At 63.5% G+C, this 17861-nt stretch carries 18 protein-coding genes; 7 read left to right on the top strand and 11 right to left on the bottom strand.

Features of this window, described 5'->3' with window-relative positions; all coding sequences use genetic code 11:
- Positions 1–11: 11 nt before the first annotated feature.
- A complete protein-coding gene (locus tag JN279_RS21155; RefSeq protein WP_202350155.1) occupies positions 12–2081 on the top strand; it encodes an FUSC family protein in 2070 nt (689 codons plus the stop codon).
- On the opposite strand, the gene JN279_RS21150 is transcribed toward JN279_RS21155, so the two are convergent.
- Positions 2078–3202 (bottom strand): DUF2336 domain-containing protein, encoded by a 1125-nt coding sequence (locus JN279_RS21150; protein ID WP_096446586.1) that lies wholly within the window; start codon positions 3200–3202, stop codon positions 2078–2080. The two genes, JN279_RS21155 and JN279_RS21150, sit on opposite strands and share 4 nt — an antisense overlap.
- A gap of 110 nt (positions 3203–3312) precedes the next feature.
- Between JN279_RS21150 and JN279_RS21145 the strand changes: the two genes are divergently transcribed.
- Positions 3313–3810 (top strand): MaoC family dehydratase, encoded by a 498-nt coding sequence (locus JN279_RS21145; RefSeq protein WP_446720355.1) that lies wholly within the window; start codon positions 3313–3315, stop codon positions 3808–3810.
- The gene (locus tag JN279_RS21140; protein ID WP_202350154.1) at positions 3810–4691 is read left to right on the top strand and encodes an HpcH/HpaI aldolase/citrate lyase family protein; all 882 of its coding nucleotides are present in this window, start codon (positions 3810–3812) and stop codon (positions 4689–4691) included. Before JN279_RS21145 ends, JN279_RS21140 begins: the two co-directional genes overlap by 1 nt.
- A 20-nt stretch (positions 4692–4711) precedes the next feature.
- Here the strand turns inward: JN279_RS21140 and JN279_RS21135 are convergent, their stop codons facing one another.
- Both JN279_RS21135 and JN279_RS21130 read right to left on the bottom strand, forming a co-directional pair.
- Complete coding sequence (locus JN279_RS21135) at positions 4712–6613, bottom strand: CASTOR/POLLUX-related putative ion channel (RefSeq protein ID WP_202350153.1); 1902 nt, start codon at positions 6611–6613, stop codon at positions 4712–4714.
- 167 nt (positions 6614–6780) lie between these two features.
- Positions 6781–7455 carry a methyltransferase family protein gene (locus JN279_RS21130; protein ID WP_202350152.1) on the bottom strand — a complete coding sequence of 225 codons (675 nt, stop codon included), beginning with the start codon at positions 7453–7455 and terminating at the stop codon, positions 6781–6783.
- Positions 7456–7600: 145 nt separating this feature from the next.
- Here JN279_RS21130 and JN279_RS21125 point away from each other — a divergent pair, with 145 nt between their 5' ends.
- Positions 7601–8311 (top strand): TetR/AcrR family transcriptional regulator, encoded by a 711-nt coding sequence (locus tag JN279_RS21125; RefSeq protein ID WP_202350151.1) that lies wholly within the window; start codon positions 7601–7603, stop codon positions 8309–8311.
- Between the two features lie 18 nt (positions 8312–8329).
- Here JN279_RS21125 and JN279_RS21120 read toward each other — a convergent pair whose 3' ends face one another.
- Together JN279_RS21120 and JN279_RS21115 are read right to left on the bottom strand one after the other, a co-directional pair.
- Positions 8330–8938, bottom strand: a complete 609-nt coding sequence (locus tag JN279_RS21120) for a flavin reductase family protein (protein ID WP_202350150.1) — start codon at positions 8936–8938, stop codon at positions 8330–8332.
- The gene (locus tag JN279_RS21115) at positions 8939–9523 is read right to left on the bottom strand and encodes a nitroreductase family protein (RefSeq protein ID WP_202350149.1); all 585 of its coding nucleotides are present in this window, start codon (positions 9521–9523) and stop codon (positions 8939–8941) included. It lies immediately after the preceding gene.
- Positions 9524–9677: 154 nt separating this feature from the next.
- Between JN279_RS21115 and JN279_RS21110 the strand changes: the two genes are divergently transcribed.
- Positions 9678–10640, top strand: coding sequence for a hypothetical protein (locus tag JN279_RS21110; RefSeq protein ID WP_095199979.1), 963 nt, complete (start codon positions 9678–9680; stop codon positions 10638–10640).
- Between the two features lie 2 nt (positions 10641–10642).
- On the opposite strand, the gene JN279_RS21105 is transcribed toward JN279_RS21110, so the two are convergent.
- A complete protein-coding gene (locus JN279_RS21105) occupies positions 10643–11581 on the bottom strand; it encodes a lysophospholipid acyltransferase family protein (protein ID WP_202350148.1) in 939 nt (312 codons plus the stop codon).
- Between the two features lie 83 nt (positions 11582–11664).
- Positions 11665–13641 carry a threonine--tRNA ligase gene (gene thrS, locus JN279_RS21100; protein ID WP_202350147.1) on the bottom strand — a complete coding sequence of 659 codons (1977 nt, stop codon included), beginning with the start codon at positions 13639–13641 and terminating at the stop codon, positions 11665–11667.
- Between the two features lie 254 nt (positions 13642–13895).
- Here thrS and JN279_RS21095 point away from each other — a divergent pair, with 254 nt between their 5' ends.
- Positions 13896–14732 carry an SAM-dependent methyltransferase gene (locus tag JN279_RS21095; protein WP_202350146.1) on the top strand — a complete coding sequence of 279 codons (837 nt, stop codon included), beginning with the start codon at positions 13896–13898 and terminating at the stop codon, positions 14730–14732.
- A 5-nt stretch (positions 14733–14737) separates the two neighbouring features.
- Here the strand turns inward: JN279_RS21095 and blaOXA are convergent, their stop codons facing one another.
- The 3 genes from blaOXA to JN279_RS21080 form a co-directional block, all read right to left on the bottom strand.
- On the bottom strand, positions 14738–15565 hold the full coding sequence (gene blaOXA, locus JN279_RS21090) for a class D beta-lactamase (RefSeq protein ID WP_202350145.1): 828 nt from the start codon (positions 15563–15565) through the stop codon (positions 14738–14740).
- Positions 15566–15714: 149 nt separating this feature from the next.
- Positions 15715–16089 carry a membrane protein insertion efficiency factor YidD gene (yidD, locus tag JN279_RS21085; RefSeq protein ID WP_202350144.1) on the bottom strand — a complete coding sequence of 125 codons (375 nt, stop codon included), beginning with the start codon at positions 16087–16089 and terminating at the stop codon, positions 15715–15717.
- A 71-nt stretch (positions 16090–16160) separates the two neighbouring features.
- A complete protein-coding gene (locus JN279_RS21080) occupies positions 16161–16334 on the bottom strand; it encodes a hypothetical protein (RefSeq protein ID WP_202350143.1) in 174 nt (57 codons plus the stop codon).
- Between the two features lie 93 nt (positions 16335–16427).
- On the opposite strand from JN279_RS21080, the gene JN279_RS21075 reads away from it, so the two are divergent.
- Positions 16428–17336, top strand: coding sequence for a LysR substrate-binding domain-containing protein (locus tag JN279_RS21075; protein ID WP_202350142.1), 909 nt, complete (start codon positions 16428–16430; stop codon positions 17334–17336).
- Here the strand turns inward: JN279_RS21075 and JN279_RS21070 are convergent.
- A complete protein-coding gene (locus JN279_RS21070) occupies positions 17333–17779 on the bottom strand; it encodes an iron-sulfur cluster assembly scaffold protein (RefSeq protein ID WP_096446618.1) in 447 nt (148 codons plus the stop codon). The two genes, JN279_RS21075 and JN279_RS21070, sit on opposite strands and share 4 nt — an antisense overlap.
- Between the last annotated feature and the right edge of the window lie 82 nt (positions 17780–17861).

Raw genomic sequence — 17861 nt, 5'->3', positions numbered from 1 at the left:
GAGACGAGCATGTGACCGGCGCCCGGCTGAAGGCCTATTTCGAAACGAGTCTGGCCGGGCTGACGCAGCCGACGCGCTCGGACTGGATTTTCGCCTTGCGCACCGTTTCGGCCGGCCTGATCGCGCTGCTCGCCGCCTACGCCCTCAAGCTCGACCACCCGCAATGGGCGATGATGACGGTGTTCATCGTTGCCCAGCCTGTTGCCGGCATGGTGCTGGCCAAGGGTTTTTACCGGCTGCTCGGCACGCTTGCCGGCGGCCTGGCGGCGATCGGGATCACCACCGTCTTCGGCACCAACCCATGGGTGCTGGTGACGGTACTCGCCGTCTGGATCGGCATCTGCACTCTGGTTTCCTCGCTGCTGCGCAATCCCGAAGCCTATGGCGCGGCACTTGCCGGCTACACCGCGATGATCATTGGCCTGCCCGCCTTCGGACAGCCGCATCTGGTCGTCGACCTCGCGGTCGCGCGCTGCGCCGAGATCGTGCTCGGCATCGTCTGCGCCGGCGTGACCAGCCGGCTGATTCTGCCGAAACTGGCCAGTGACGCGATCATCTCGCGGCTGAAACGCTGCATTCTCGACCTTGCCACCTACGCCGCGGGAGCCTTCTCGGGAGGTGATCCAGCGACACTTTCCGCGCTGCATCGCAAACTCGTCGCTGACACCCAGACGCTCGGCGAAATGCGCGCCTATGCCAGGCTGGAAGCGCCGAGCTTCGCGCCGCGCGCCCATCCCGTCCGGCGCACCATCGGGCAACTGCTCTCGGCCCTATCGGCGGCCCGGGCACTGCACTCGCACACCGCTCCGAAGAACGCAGCCCTTATCCCGGTGCGCTCGGAATTGCAGGCGCTTGTCAGCGAGCTAGCCGCCAAGCCCGGCGCCTTGGATGACACCACGCCTTGGGCGGCACGCCTCGACGCCATCTCGGCCAAGGCCCGGCAAATGCCCGATGCCGCGACCGATCAGGGCGACGACAGGGTCGGCACCATCACCCGCCTCACCATCGCCGCCGATTTCGCCGAAGCGCTGAAGCAGGTGCTGCGCGGGCTCGACGCACTGCGCGCGCCGGTTACGCGCCGGCCGGGCCCCGGCAACCGGCAGCCGGCCCTGGTGGTGCATCGCGACTATCCCGGCGCGGCGCGCAATGCCATCCGCGCCGCCCTTGCCACACTGCTGGTCGCGGCGTTCTGGCTGACGACGAAATGGTCGGAAGCCGCCGGCACCGTCATTCTCGTTGCCGTCGTGTCGAGCCTGTTTGCGGCTCGCCCCGACCCCGTGCAGGTGTCCTGGGGCTTCTTCAAGGGAACGTTGCTGGCTTTGCCCTTCGCCTTCCTCGTCGGCCAGATCGCATTGCCTGCCCTGCCCGGCTTCGGCTGGTTCGTCCTGTTTGTCGTGCCGATCCTGGTGCCGACGGCACTGGGCATGGCCAATCCGCGCTATGTCGGGGTAGCCACAGCCTTCGCCATCAACTTCCTCGCTTTCCTCAGCCCGCATCAGGCGATGATTTACGATCCCGGCCCCTTCTTCGCCGGCTCGGCGTCGGTGCTGGTGGGCATCCTGCTGGCAATCGGCGTCTTCATTGTCGTGCTGCCCGCCGATCCATGGCTTGCCGCCAACCGCATCGTGCGGGCCATGCGCGAGGATCTGGCGCGGCTTTGCCTGCACGAGCGCGTGCCGAGGCGTTCGGCCTTCGAAAGCCTCGCCTATGACCGGATCAACCAGCTGATGCCGCTGGTGCAGAATTCCGGCAGAAAGGGCGAGGCGGTTCTGGGCGGCGGCGTCGCCGCCGTGACGGTCGGCCTGGAGATCCTGCGGCTGCGCGATGCCAGCCAAAACCATGCCATCCCGTCCGAAACCACGCTTTCGATCGCCAACTTCCTGAGAGGGCTGGCGCGCGAACTGCTCTTTCGCGCCCCCGGCGATCCGCAGACAGCGACCATCGCTGTCGCCCGGCAATATGCGGCGGGCATCGCTCAGCGAAACGCCACCGGCGACATGCTGCAGATCGCGGCATCACTGCGCATCATTGCCGCCGCGATGGAGGATTTTCCCGATTTCTTCGCAAAGGACCGAGGCTAGGCAGCAGCGATCGCCAGTGCATGCCCACGCGCATTCTCGCGCAGCGCGTCGAGGTGGATCGACTTGACCAGGGTGGCGAGATCGCCCTCCGCGGATTGCCCGCCCAATTCCTTGAGCATCAGCCAGCTGACTTCCTGCACGCCGGCGACGCGCTTGCCATTGGCAACCTCGCGCCAGATTTTCAGCGCACGCAGGATGACCGCATGCGTTGCCGCAGCCAGGCCCGCGCTGCGGAACAATGCCTGCAGGGCCACGTCGTGGCCGCCGGCCAGCAGCGCCCTCACCCGTGGCTCGGATTGCTGGCCGAGTGCCACCAGCGTGGAGCCAAAGAAATCGACCTTGCCATGCGCGATGGTGCGGATGAGGAAGCTCGCGGTGAGGTCGCCGCGCAGCCTGAGATGCTCGATCAGCGCCGCATGTTCCTCCTGGCGCGTACCCTCGATCAGCGTCACCGAGGCCTTGACGCAGGCGTCCCGCATGACGCGATCGGCACGCGCGGCGCCCATCAACGCCATCACCAGTGGCGACGTCTTCAATGTCTCGCCGAGCTTGATGAGCAGCATATGCCTGCAATCGGCCGGCAGCCTGATATCCGATATCAGCGCCTCGCGCACCAGCGGCAGATGCCCATGGCGCTCGGCCATGCGGCGGAAGCTCAGCGAAGCGATGTCGGCGCCGCTGTTGGCCAGCAGCACGGCGCAGGCTTCCGCCTCGCCGATCTCGGCGATCGCCGCCGACAGCGCCATCGAGACGAGCGGGCGGTCGGCGATAAGCTTCTGCGTTGCCTTCTGGCTCGCCGCGACACGGTTGATCAGATCAGCGTCGGTGAGCAGCGGCGAGCGCGCCAGCACGACACCGGCGACTTCCGGTTGGTCGGAGGCCAGCGCACTGATGATCTGCAGCGGCGCGTGGTGGCTCATGGAGAGCGCTTCGGCCATCGCCAGCCGCACTTTCGAGGAGGCATCATCGAGCAGCAGCGTCAGTGCCGCTTCCGCCGCGCAGCGATCCTCGAACGGCAATTCGGAATTGACATAGGCCCGCGCCAGCGCATTGGCCGCGGCGGCGCGCTCGGACACTCTTGCCGTGTAGATCCACTTCAGGAAATGCGAAACAACAACCATGCCCGTCTGCTTACGCCCCTTGCCGGAAGGTTCCGGCCCCGCTGAAGACGGTAGGGAGAAATGGTTTACGAACGGTTCACCATGTTCATTAACTGGCTTGCGAGCGCTGAATGCAGCGCCTATCAACCGTCAATCAGCGCAGGAGGCAGGACATGGCCGGGTTATATCTCGAGGAATTTGTCGTCGGCCATGTCTTCCAGCACACGCTGCGCAAGACCGTAACCGAGAGCGACAACATGCTGTTTTCGGTGATGACGCTGAACCCGCAACCGCTGCATATCGACTTCGATTTCGCCGCCAGGAGCGAATGGGGCAAGCCGCTGGTCAACTCGCTGTTCACGCTTGGGCTGATGATCGGCATTTCGGTCAACGACATTACGGTTGGCACGACCGTCGCCAATCTCGGCATGAAGGAGACCGTGTTCCCACATCCTGTCTTCCACGGCGACACCATCCGCGTCGAGACAACAGTCGTCTCGGTGCGCGAGTCCAAGTCGAAGCCGGATCGCGGCATCGTCGAATTCGAGCACCGCGCCTACAACCAGCATGGCGATCTCGTCGCCAAATGCACCAGGCAAGCGATGATGCTGAAGAAGAAGGCGGCCTGATGCGCTCGCTGCTGTTCGTTCCCGGTGATTCCGAGCGAAAGCTGGAAAAAGGCTTTGGCGCCGGCGCCGACGTGGTGATCGTCGACCTCGAGGATTCCGTGGCGCCGCAAAACAAGGCAAATGCGCGCGACATTGCGGCACGCTTTATCGCCGAACGCAGGGGGCAAACCAGCTCGGCGATCTATATCAGGGTCAACGACCTCTCGACCGGATTGACCGACGACGATCTCGCCGCACTCGTTCCGGCAAAACCGGACGGCATCATGCTGCCCAAGTCCAACAGCGGCCAGGACGTCCAGCAGCTCTCGGCAAAGCTCAGGGTGCGCGAGGCCGAAAACGGCTTGGCCGACGGCGCGATCAAAATCCTGCCGATCATCACCGAAACCCCGGCGGGTGTGCTCGCAGCGGCCACCTATGCCGGCGCAAGCGCGCGGCTCGCCGGTCTCACCTGGGGCGCGGAAGACCTGTCGGCGGCGATCGGCGCACGCGCGGCCCGCGACGAGCAAGGCCGCTACACCGACGTGTTCCGCCACGCCCGCCTGACGACCATCCTTGCGGCAGGTGCCGCGGAGGTCGCGGCGATCGACACCGTGTTCCCGAATTTTCGCGACATGGCGGCCTTCGCCGTGGAATGCACAGAGGCCGAGCGCGACGGCTTCACCGGAAAGATGGCGATCCACCCCGATCAGGTGCCCGTCATCAACGCCGCCTTCACGCCCTCGGCCGAGGCGGTGAAACAGTCGGCGGCAATCGTCGCGGCGTTCGAAGCGGCCGGAAATCCCGGCGTCGTCGGCATTGGCGGCAAGATGTTCGACCGCCCGCATCTGCGCCTGGCCGAAAGGCTGCTGGCACGCGCCAAGGCCGCAGGCATTTCCGCTTAGTCCGGCGGGCGTTTAGCTACTCAGTCCCGCGCCAGAACGATGATCCGGTCCTCCGGCAGATAGGCCAGCGCTTCCGACTTCAGGGGATTGACGGTGACGCCGCCCAGTGCCCGCTGGTCGGTGTCTCCAGCGCGGATGCGCCGATAGCCAATGGCGATCTCGCCGCGCAACCGTGCCGATTCAGCGATCGTCCAGAAGGTTACCGGCTGATCGATGGCGACATAATCGGCGACCGCACGCATGTAGATTTCAGAACCCTGCTCGTCGAGCAAATCATCGAAGATCGCGGCCAGGTGCTGGTTCTCGGACGCCTGCGCCAACATCAGGCTGACCAGCCGGTTGCTGACGACGAAATCATCGGCCTTTGTCACTGCCGCAAGCTCCCGGTTGCGCACGTCGATCATCTCGCTGACGATGGAGATGTGCAGGCCGGCATCATCCGAGATCTTGCGCAGATGCAGCAGTGTCACCAGCGTGCGCGTATCGGCAGGCTGCGCGGCCATTGTTTCGCTGTAGCCGAGGACGAGCACGTGGTCGTAGGACGGCACGTCCAGGCTTGAAAGCGCCGTGCTGCTCGACGTGTCGGTGATGCGGCAGGTAACAGATAGATTGTCGCCGGCGACCGGCATTCCGGCAACTTCCTGCTCGAGGCCAGGTGTGTCGGCGGCGATGGTCAGGATCGAACCGGGCGCGACGTAGCGCGACAGTTCATAGGTGATGATCGGCCCGCGCCGGTTCCAGCCGAGGATCAGCGTGCGCTCCGGTTTCGGCTCGATAGACCGAGGCCCGCGGATCGCCGCCCCGTCGATCTTGATCCCGGTGCTGCCGAGCTTGATCGCCGCGTCGTCCTCGGCGATGACAATGGCGCGCATATCCCCACCGATCACCAGCTCCGACGGCGGGTTTAGATTGACGCTCCCCTTTTGGTCGCAAAGCCCGATCAGCGCGCAGTGCTCATACGCCATCACTGCCTCGCCAAAGGTCTTGCCGGTGAGATCAGGCTGCTCGATCGTATAGATTTCGCAGCCGTCGAAATCGAGCAGCTCCGAATAGACGCCGCTGAGGCCCGACTGCCGGCTCGAATGCACGACGATGCGCGAGATCAGCTGATCGGCCAGCACGAGCTGCACCTCGGCCCCGCCGACGACGCGGGCGACCTCGGCGTTCTTGCCATCGCGGATCTCGGCGGCGACGTTGTAAGGGTCGCTGCGCCGGTTCGGGTCGTTGACCAGCGCCAGCACCGTCTTGATGACCTGCGAATCGGGATCGTCGCCGTCCGGCGACAGCACGATGACCGACCGCGAGCTCTGCGGATTGACGATGGCGAGATCATAGAGATCGGTCGGATCGCCACTGCGGCAGATGATGCGCGTGTTGCCCAGTTTGCCGACCTTGGCCGCGATCTCGTCCTCCATCGCGACCTTGTCCATATTGGCCATGACGACGATGCGAGGACGGCGGCGGCTGGCATTGGCAATGACGAGTTCGGAGATCACGTCGAAGATCGACGGCGACCAGTTGAGGATGATGGTGTGGTCGCTCTCCAGCACCCGAGAACGGCCCTTGCGCAATTCATCGAGCTTGCCGTCGACACCGGCGCTGAGCACGCCGATAAGGGCCGACACGACGAAGATGCCGGCAAGCGTGACGACCAGCATGACGAGACGGAATGCCCACCCGGTGTCGCCGCCCATCGTGCCGGAATCGAGCGTGCGCATCAGCGATTCCCAGAGCGCTTCGAAGAAGCCCAGAGGCTCGCCACCCTCGGGCGCGATGCGGGTGACCGCAAGGAAAGCAGCGGCGGCGATGATGATCAGCAGGGAAACGACGGCAAGCCAGCCGATCAGCGCGATCGGGCCGGCGGCCATGCTCTTGTCGAAGCCGTAGCGCAGCCGGGTTCCCAGCGAGTCTCTTTTCTTCATGCCGCCGGTGCCCCCGCACTATCCCCAAGGCCGATGCGCCAACCCAACGCATCGCCGAAGCCGCTCTCTTAGCCTGTGTTTGGAGGAAGGGGAATCGCTTTTCGCGTGGTCATGGCTAAGGACTCCTTCCGTGGTGGCATACCTGCCGCACGCGACTGGTACGGCTGCTACCAGACCATCGGGATCAGGCGGTAGCGGACCCGGGTTGCGTAGTCGTCATAGCCGCGCAGGCCGGAGCGAAGGGTCTTTTCCTCGATGAAGGTGCGGATGGCCAGGAGAATGATGAACGCAAGCACCGATACCAGCCCCCACCAGGAGCCAAGCAGGAGTGCCGTGCCGGCGAAGAACAGGATGGCGCCGGCATACATCGGGTGGCGGACGTAGCTGTAGGGACCCGTGCTGATCACGCGCTGTCCGCGTTCGTCCTGGATCTTCACCACGGGTGCCGCGAAACTGTTCTCCAGCATGGTCAGGTAGCAGATCCAGATGCCGACCAGCAGGACCAGCGCGCCGACCACCTGCACCCAAACGGGAATCGCCGACCAGCCGAAACGGAAGTCGAATCCCATGAAGATCTGCCAACCAAAGATCCCGATGAGAAGTATGGAGAGCAGGACCTTGTCGGCCGCTGCCTGATTCTTCTGGATCGGAGGGCTCAGCCGCTCCTTCATCAAACCGGGATCGCGCCGCGCCAGTGCCACGCCCATTGTGAGACTGAGCCCTACCATCACCACCAGGTAGATCCAGGCACCCGGCCAGGCAAGCGTACCGGCCGACAGGAAGAGCAAGGCGCCCATGACGCCGAACCAGATGAATGTCTGAAGCACCAATCTCGCAATCATGATCGACCTTCCACAGTATGCCCCTCGCCCATATTGGCCGAAACAGACCAATGGTCTATCATACCGACCAGTGGTCTATAGTTCAAGCGAACTATCCGATATCCGTGCTGGACGGGAACAGCCATCGCGTGCAGAAGGTTTCGTCATGCCCCGTGTCATCAAGCATCCAGAGATCAGACGAGAAGACATCCTGGACCATGCCCAGGCGCTGTTCCTGACGCAGGGCTACGACAAAGCGAGCCTCAACGACGTGATTGCCTCCGCCGGCATCTCGAAGGGCGCCTTCTATCACTACTTCGCCTCCAAGGAGGCTCTTCTGGAGGCATTGGCCGACCGCTTCGCCCGACAGGCGCTGGCTGGGGTTCAGGGCATAGTCGACGATCCCGGCCTCGACCCGCTCGGCCGCCTGAACGGCCTGCTCAGCCAGTCACGGCAGGCCAAGATCGAGACCGCGGCCGAAGCCTGGGCTCTTTTCGAAACGATGTTTCGGCCGGAGAATCTGGTGCTGTTCCACCGCATCAACCTGGCGGCCAGCGCGTCGTTTTCACCCCTGCTGGTCAGGATTATCCGGCAAGGTGTCGAAGACGGCAGCTTCAGGACCTTCGATCCCGAGGGCGTCGCCGACATCGTCATGCAGTTCGGCCTGGCCACGCATGACGTCGTCGCCAAGGCGATCGCCGGCGGCAGCGACGCCGATATGGAGATGGCGATCGAAATCCTGGAAAAACGCGTCAGGCTCTACGAGATCGCTCTCGACCGCATACTCGGCCTTCGCGACGGCAGCATTCGGATCGGCGAACCCGGCTATATCAGAGCCGTCATGACGGCTCGACGCAAAGCCGACAAGGCGGGGTGACGCGCCAAGTCTGCGAGCCTATTCCTTGCCCCAGCGTGGCCGCCGCATCGAAAACACCTCGCTGACGCTGGCATAATCCATATAGCCGAGACGAGCCACATTGCCGGCCTTGGTGATGTCGAACAGGCCGTCCGTCAGGAAAGCATCGTCAATGTGCACGCCGACCACTTCGCCGGCAACGACAACGGCGCTCGTCGGTGTTCCGTCCAGCGCCTTTGGTCGAAAGACCTCCGTCACCCGGCATTCCAGCGCGGCAGGCGCTGCCGCCACGCGCGGCGGCTTGACGAGACGCGACGGCGCCATGGCGAGATCGGCATAGACGAACTCGTTGACGCCACGCGGCGCGTTGACGGACGTGTAATTCATCTTCTCCGCCAGATCGCGGCTGACCAGATTGGCAACGAACTCGCCGGTCTCCTGGGCGAAGGACGCGCTGTCCTTCTCGCCCTCCGAGGAGAACCAGACGATGAAGGGCCGCGTCGAAACGGCATTGAAGAAGGAGTATGGCGCCAGATTGATCTCGCCCGCTCCGTTCAGCGTCGATATCCAGCCGATCGGGCGCGGTGCCACGATCGCCTTCGACGGATCGTGCGGCAGCCCGTGCCCCTTGGACGGCTCGTAGAACATTCAGCCCGCCCAAGGTCCTGAGTAATCGGCGTAGAGCTTTGCCGGATCCGGCCGTGGCCGCTCCGGCGCCGGGCCGGCATAAGAGCCGATATGGACGAAACCGACGACGCGCTCCTGCGGCGCCAGTCCGAGGATCGCCCTGCCCTCCGGCACGTCGGAATACCAGTTGCTGATCATGTTGGTGCCATAGCCCAGCGCGTTGGCAGCAATCATCAGGTTCATCGCCGCCATGCCGCCGGACAGGAACATCTCCCATTGTGGGATCTTGGGGTTCTCCTTCGGCACCGACACCACGCCGATCACCAGCGGCGCGCGCGAAAAGCGCGCCAGTTCCTGGTTCCTGCGGCCTTCGGGCAGCGGTCCTTCCCGCTGTTCGGCAAGCGCCGCCAGCTTTTTGCCGATCTCGATGCGAGCGTCGCCGCGATAGAGGATGAAGCGCCACGGCTCGAGCCGGCCATGGTCCGGCACGCGCGCTGCAGCAGCGATCATCATTGCGATATCGGCGTCGCTGGGGGCCGGCTCCTTGAGGTCCGGAATCGGCGCTGAATTTCGGGTCAGCAGGAAGTCGATGATCGGCGACGCCATGGGCGCTAGTCTCCTAAACACTCTGTTTTGAGCTGAAGCGCACCATCGGGAATTCGGGCGGCTCGGGCAAAGGCGCGCAAGCGCCGGGCGGAAGAGTCAGGGATTGGACTCTTAAGCCTTGAAATTGCCACCGCCATGGGCTTCAACGCAAGGCATGTTTGAGGGGCGACTGCGTCTTTTCCTGGTCTGGCTTTGCGCCGCGCTGTTCCTGCTGCCGGTCTCCATGGCTGCTGCGCAGCAAAAGGACGGCGTCGGCGACCTGAAACTTCCCGGAATTTCGAGCTATGCGACGCCCAAGAGCGAAACCCCGCTGGCGCTTGGCGGCGGTGGCTCCATCACCTTGTCGGCCCAGCTGACCGACAAAGGCACCGACATCACCCGCGGCCTCGTCTGGCGTGTCTTCAAGCCTGAAGCCGTCAACGGCAAATTGCCGATGGTCGCCTCCGCCCATGGCGGCAGCGCCGTCTTTCAGCTCGAGCCCGGCAGCTATCTGGTCCACGCCTCCTATGGCCGCGCCGGCGCCACCAAGCGCATCACTGTCGGCAAGGAAGCCAAGCGCGAAAGCCTGGTGCTCGATGCCGGCGGTTTGAAGCTCGACGCGGTCCTGTCCGGCGGCGTGCGCATCCCGCCGAAAAAACTCCGCTTTTCGATCTATGAGGGCACCGCCGAGGCCAATGGCGACCGCGCGCTGATCATTCCCGATGTCGAGCCGAACAGCGTCGTGCGGCTCAATGCCGGCATCTACCATGTCGTCTCGACCTATGGCGCGGTCAACGCGGTGATCCGCTCCGACATCCGCGTCGAGGCCGGCAAGCTGACCGAAGCCACCGTCGAGCATCACGCCGCCGAGATCACCATGAAGCTGGTGCGCGAAGCCGGTGGCGAAGCCATCGCCGACACCTCCTGGTCGCTGCTCAACGAATCCGGCGATCCGATCAAGGAGACTGTCGGCGCCTTCGCCTCGATGGTGCTCGCCGAAGGCGACTACACCATCATCGCCAAGAACCGCGACCGCATCTACCAGAAGGATTTCACGGTCGTGGCCGGACAGAACCAGGAGATCGAGGTTCTCGCCACCGAAGCGGCGGCGATGGATCCGGAAGAAGGCGCGGATTAGCCTTAGGCTGCCAGTTTCGCCCGCGCCGGCAGGAACGGAATGCGGCGGCGCGGCACTTGCGGCGCCAGGTCGAATACACCGCGGTAAAGGCGCTCCAGCAACAGCTTGCGGTCGCGCAGCGGCTCGAGTTCGCTCCAGCTCAGCACCTCGCCGACGCGCACGTCGATCGCCTTGCCGGACAGCCGCGCGAATTCGTGGATGAGCATCGAAAGGCGCAGTGTCAGCGAAGCCTTGCCGACGAATTTGGCGACGCGGCCGTCGCGTTCGGCCATGTTCATCGGCCCGCTCACCAGATGGAACAGCCTGCCGTTCTGTCCGGAAAAATGCATCGGAATGACGGACGCCTTGGCATCCTGGACCAGGCGTGCCGGAAACATCTTCCATGGCAGGTCGCGCGCCCTGCCAAAGCCTTTCGGCGCGGTGGCGACGCCGCCGGCCGGAAACACCACGATGGTGACGCCTTCCTTCAGCAGCCGCACCGCCTCGTGGCGGACGGCCATGTTGTTCTTCAGCGCTTCCTTGGTCTCGGAAAAGTCGATCGGCAGCGAATAGGGCTCCATCTCGCGGATCTTGAGCAGATCCTTGTGGATCATCACCCGGAAGGGCCGCCCCAATTGCTCCACCAGCGACAGCACGGCGATGCCGTCGCCAATGCCGAACGGATGGTTGGCCACAATCACCAGCGGCGTGTCCGGCAATGGCGCGGGCGGCCATTGGTCGGGGGTGCGTATCCGCACATCGATCAGGTCGAGCATGCGGCTGAACACGCGCTCGCCTGATGGCACCACCTGGCGGCGCCAGAAGTCGTAGAGCACGGCATAGCGGTCGCGCCCCGACAGGCCTTCAATGGAATGGATGACCCAGCGCGTCAGCGCCGGCTGTCGCGGATTGGCATAGGAAAGCTCGGGAAACGGTTTTTCGCGCAATTTCAGCTTGAGCATAGGGGCTCGTTACAAGATCGGCGTGACAGGAATATGAAAACGGCGGTGGATCGCTCCACCGCCATTCCTGGGAACTATGCGGATCAGGCAGCGCGTTTGCGCCTGCGGTCCGGCGTCACGGCCTCTTCGGTCAGTTGCGCAATCGCTTCGGCAAGGCCAAGCGATTCCTGGTCGCGCGAGCCGAGCCGGCGGATATTGACCGTCTGCTCCTCCGCCTCGCGTTTGCCGCAGACGAGGATGACCGGCACCTTGGCCAGCGAGTGTTCGCGGACCTTGTAGTTGATCTTCTCGTTGCGCAGATCGGCTTCCGCCAGCAGCCCGGCGGCCTTCAGCTTTGCCACCACTTCGGTCGCATAGCCGTCCGCCTCCGAGGTGATCGTTGCCACCACCACCTGCAGCGGCGCGAACCACAGCGGAAAATGGCCGGAATAGTTCTCGATCAGGATGCCGAGGAAACGCTCCATCGAACCGCAGATGGCGCGATGCACCATGACAGGCTGCTTCTTCTCCGAATCCGAGCCGATGTAGAAGGCACCGAAGCGTTCCGGCAGGTTGAAGTCGACCTGCGTCGTGCCGCACTGCCATTCGCGCCCGATGGCGTCCTTGAGCACATATTCGAACTTCGGCCCATAAAAGGCGCCCTCGCCCGGATTGATAGAGGTCTTGATCCGGTTGCCCGACCGCGTCCGGATCGTCTCCAGAACGTTGCCCATGATCGCCTCTGCATGATCCCAGGCCTCGTCGGTGCCGACACGCTTGTCGGGCCGCGTCGACAGCTTGACGCTGATTTCGTCGAAGCCGAAATCGGCATAGGTCGACAGGATAAGATCATTAATGCGCAGGCATTCCGACGCCAATTGCTCCTCGGTGCAGAAGATATGCGCATCATCCTGCGTGAAGCCGCGCACGCGCATCAGCCCGTGCAACGCGCCCGACGGTTCGTAGCGATGCACATTGCCGAATTCCGCAAGTTTTACGGGCAGATCGCGATATGATTTCAACCCATGCTTGAAAATCTGCACATGGCCCGGGCAGTTCATCGGCTTCAGCGCGAAGACCCGGTCGTCGTCGGTGTCGTCGCCGGCGACCGTCACCTTGAACATGGCGTCGCGGTACCAGCCCCAATGGCCTGACGTCTCCCACAGGCTCTTGTCGAGCACCTGCGGCGCGTTGACCTCTTGGTAGCCCTGCTCGTCGAGGCGGCGGCGCATGTAGTTGACCAGGTTCTGGAACATCTTCCAGCCCTTGGCGTGCCAGAAGACGACGCCCGGTCCCTCTTCCTGGAAATGGAAGAGATCCATCTCGCGGCCAAGCTTGCGGTGGTCACGCTTCTCGGCCTCTTCCAGCATCGTCTGGTAGGCATCGAGCTGCGCCTGGTCGGCCCAGGCGGTGCCGTAGATGCGCGTCAGCATCGGGTTGTTCGAATCGCCGCGCCAATAGGCGCCGGCCACCTTCATCAGCTTGAAGGCGTTGCCGATCTGGCCGGTCGAGGCCATGTGCGGGCCACGGCAGAGATCGAACCAGTCGCCCTGAGCGTAGATCTTGAGATCCTGATCCTCGGGGATGGCGTCGATCAGCTCGAGCTTGTAGCGCTCGCCCTTGTCGGCGAAGACCTTCTTGGCCTTGTCGCGCGACCAGACCTCCTTGGTGAACGGCTTGTTGCGCGCGATGATCTCGCGCATCTTCTTTTCGATCACCGGAAAGTCGTCCGGTGTGAACGGCTCGTTGCGGGCGAAGTCGTAATAGAATCCGTTCTCGATCACCGGCCCGATGGTCACCTGCGTCCCCGGCCACAATTCCTGCACGGCTTCCGCCAGCACGTGCGCAGTGTCGTGGCGGATAAGCTCAAGGGCGCGCGCATCGTCGCGGGTGATGATCTCGACCTTGCCGGACTTGCCGAGCGGGTCGCTGAGGTCGCGCACGGTGCCGTCGATGGCGTAGGCCACGGCCTTCTTGGCCAGCGACTTCGAGATCGATTCGGCAAGGCCGGCACCGGTCATCGCCGCATCGTAGTCGCGGACGGAGCCATCGGGAAATGTCAGGGAAACGGAATTCAGCATAAGGTTCTCCTATCCAGTCCCGCAAACGAGCGCGGGTGGTTGAAAATGCATGTCACCCAAAAGTGTATGGCGGCTTTGGGGTTGCGACATCCACAAGTAAGCCGGATGCATCCGGCAGCGGGCGGGTTTTAGAGGCAGTGCCGGGCCAGGTAAAGAGCACTGATTGGCCTGGCCGTCAGGAAATGTCGGCAGGGATGTCGCAGGCCCGTCGCCCAGGCTTGCGAATATCTCCGCAATAGCCTGGAATTGTCGATATGGAAGACGCTACACCCAGCCGAACCGCCCTCAGCGTCGCCCGCATGAGGGCTTTGCATCAGTTCTCACCGCAGGCAGGGCTGTTTCGCGATCCCTACGCGATCGCGATTCTGGGTGAAGCTGCTCCCGCGGCACAGGAGCTTGAGCAGGAGGACGAGCGCCGCCGGCGCATGCGCCTGTTCGTGGCGGCGCGCGCCCGCTTCGCCGAGGACTGGCTGGCGGCGGCGGTGCGTCGCGGTGTCCGCCAACTCGTCGTGCTTGGCGCTGGCCTCGACACGTTTTCGCTGCGCAATCCTTATGCGGATCTCAGCGTGTTTGAAGTCGACCACCCGGCCACGCAAGCCTGGAAGCGCAAATGCATTGCCGATAGCGGTCTCGCCGAGCCGGCCGCCACCAGATTCGTGCCGGTCGATTTCGAGCGGCAGAGCCTGTCCGCGCAACTGGCCGCGGCCGGCTTACAGTCGACCGCGCCGAGCTTCTTCATGTGGCTGGGGGTCGTGCCCTATCTAACGAAGGAAGCGATCTTCAACACGCTGTCCTGGATAGCCGGCGTCCCCGGCTCGGAGGTCGTGTTCGACTACAGCGAACCGGCGGAGAACCGCGACGCGGCGGGACAGGCAGCGCTCACCTTCCATGCGGCGCGCGTCGCTTCTGTCGGGGAGCCATGGATCAGCTTCTTTGTTCCGGCCGAGCTGGCGAAATCCATGGAGAAGCTCGGCTTCGATGAGATCGAAGACATCGAGAGCGGCGATATCGCCGCTCGCTTTTCCGGGGCGCCGAACGGGACGACGGCCAATTCCGGCGGCCACATCATCCGCGCCCGCCGAACCGCCTGACCGGGCTACTTCACCAGCAGCGGCAGGTCTTTCAGAAACGCCGCCCGCGTCTTGAGGCCCTTTGGCATGTCGGTGCGGGTGGCATCGACAACCAGGCGTGCGAAGACGATCTGCTGACCGTCCTTTTTCGCCCAGCCGACGAACCAGCCGAGCGAGCGCTTGTCCCTGATCTTGTCGGCATCGTTGGCCAACCTCGTGCTGCCGGTCTTGCCTTGCACCGTCCAGCCGCCGGCCTGGAATGTCGGTATGATGGCTAATGTCATGTCATAGGCCTTGGCCGAGACCGGCAGTTTGCGGGCCAGCAGCTTGCGCAGGAAATCGACCTGCTCGACCGGTGTGATCTTGAGCGAGGAATTCACCCAGGAATGGGTCAGGCCGTCATTCTTGCCGGGATTGCCGGAAACGTCATTGTTGCCGTAGTCGAGTTTCGAGACATAGCCGGCAAACTTTTCGCTGCCGAGCTGTCGCGTAATCTCCCGGGAGAACCAGATAATCGAATCGCGTTCCCAGATCACCGGATCGACGGTCTTCTGATCCCGCTTCACCGCATTGAATTCCGGCTTGTAATCCCAGCTCGGCGTGTGCTCGTCGCTCAGGATCCCGGCGTCATAGCCGATCAGCGAAAGCGGCACCTTGAACGTCGAAGCCGGGCTGAAGCGCTGGTCGCAGGTGCCGTCCTGGTAAAGCGTCTTGCCGCTCGCCGCATCGGCGATCAGCGTGCACTGCACATCCCCCAGCGGCGCCGATTGCGCACGCATCGGGAACCCCAGCAGCCAGGCGAGCAGGAACAGGACTCCAGCCAGGATAAAGGGAAGACGGTCGATGTTACGCATTGATGCTCGCTCCAGAAAGGGTGTTCGCGAGCGGGCTTAGCGAGGTCTCTTGTCTCGATTTTGTCTCAAATGCGCAGTCTTTGTGCAGGCTTGCGTTAACCCTACCGGATCGTAAACACGCACTGCCATCCGGGGCGTGACCAGCGCAATCAGGTCTTCGTTTCGGCGCGCTTGCGGCCGATCCGCCAGTACCGCCACGGCATGAACCAGACATAACGATCGGCCAGCACTTCCGGCACCAGATCGATGCCATGCGTGCCGAACGGTCCACAGCGCAGCACGCGGAAAAACCCCATCCAGCCGCCGGCCCACAGGCCATGGCGGGCAATCGCCTCATGCGCGTATTCGGAACAGGTTGGCAGATGCCGGCAGGAATTGCCGACAAAACCGGACAGCGTCAGCTGGTAGAGACGCACGAACGACGTGCCGAGCAGACGGCCTGGCGTCTTGCGCCATGGGCCAGGCCAGTTGCGGCCGCGCCCCGGCGGCCTGGCAGTGTGGGCATGCCCATGCAGGTCGTGCACCGCAGTCTCCGTATCGCGTTCTTCCCCGCGATAGATGTGAGCTTCGCCGGTAGAACGCAATCCCTCCGCCCTTATCCGCCGTGTTGCCATGGGCGGGAGCGGCGAAACGGCTGCCTGTCGGCAGAAGGCGCCCAGCGGCCGGGGCCGGCCGGCTCCTCGCTGCGCTTTGCATGGTGCCTGTCGTCGCGCCATTGGAACGTTGCGATCCGTATGACATCGCCAAAAATGTTCAGGAACTGCATCATGGTCGCGTCTCCTTTGACGCGATTAGACCGCCGCTGGCCTTGGCCTTCAAACGAGTATAATTTCCGCTTCGGATAACCTTGGATTATGCGAAAATGAAGCGCGGGCGCCTGCCGTTGACGGCATTGAGGAGTTTTGAGGCGGCCGGCCGACAGCTGAGCTTCAGCCGGGCCGCCGAGGAGCTTTTCGTCTCCCAGGCGGCGATCAGCCGGCAGATAAGGGAATTGGAAACTCTGGTCGGCAGGCCGCTGTTCGAACGGCTTCACCGCAGGGTCGAACTGACAGAAACCGGGCAAACTCTGCTCAGTCAATTGACCACCAGCTTTGACGACATCGACCGTCGGCTGTCGGAAATCATCAGCAAGCCGGCTCAGAGCCCGTTGCGGGTCAGCGTCGAGCCGTCCTTTGCGGGCGAATTTCTGATACAGCGGCTCAATTCCTTCCAGCAACGCCACCCTGAGATCGACATTTCAGTCGACGCGGACTCGCGGCTCATAGAGTTTCGTGGACACGAAGCGGAAATCGCGATTCGATACGGAGCGCATACGCGGTCCTGGCCACGCACCGAGGCGCGGCATCTGGTCGACGTGCTGGTGACGCCAGTCCTGGCATCGGGGTTACTCGCCTCGGGCGCTCCCCTGACATCACCGGCTGACCTGCGGCATTACACCTTGCTCCACGACTTCAATCGCGATGGCTGGGCGAGCTGGTTTCAGGCAATGGGCCTGCCAGATCTCGCCCTCCAGAGAGGACCGCTTTACACGGATGCCGCGCTGGCCATGCAGGCCGCGAAACTCGGCCACGGCGTCGCTTTGGGCGACCGCATCCTGAACGGCGCCGATCTTCGAGCGGGTCTCTTGGTCCGTCCCTTCGAAGTGGAAGTCCCCTACGGCGCGTACTGGCTTGTCGCCCCTGACTTCCAGCGCCTTAGCCGACAGGCGGAGATTTTTGTGGACTGGCTTGTCGAAGAGCTCTGCGCGGGATCAGCAGACGGCGAAGTCTAAGCCGCTTCTTCGGCGCGCTTCTTTTCGATCTGGCCGATGGCGTCGACCACGGCGTCGAAGGTCAGCATGGTCGAGGCATGGCGTGCCTTGTAGTCGCGCACCGGCTCAAGGTACTTCAGGTCGGCGAAGCGGCCTTCCGGCGGCGCGCCGTTCTCCTTCAGCATCTTCAGCATGGTGTCGCGCACCGCGCGCAATTCCTCGGCACTCGCGCCGACGACATGCTGCGCCATAATCGAAGACGACGCTTGGCCGAGCGCGCATGCCTTCACGTCATGAGCGAAGTCGGTGACCACGCCGTCCGCCATCTTGAGATCGACGGTAACGGTCGAACCGCAAAGCTTGGAATGCGCCTTGGCGGTCGCGTCAGGATGATCGAGCCGGCCGATGCGGGCGATATTTCCGGCAAAGCCGAGAATTTTCGCGTTGTAGACATCGTTGATCATTATTTTCCAATCCGTCGCCGCCAAGCGAACAGCGATTGCCGCTGTTGCGTCTTCCTTTCGCTCGCTACGACCTTATATAATG

It is taken from the genome of Mesorhizobium sp. 113-1-2 (assembly GCF_016756475.1).
GTDB classification, from domain to species: domain Bacteria; phylum Pseudomonadota; class Alphaproteobacteria; order Rhizobiales; family Rhizobiaceae; genus Mesorhizobium; species Mesorhizobium loti_C.
Note: the sequence above shows the minus strand (reverse complement) of the source record. Positions and strands in the feature narration are given on the sequence as shown.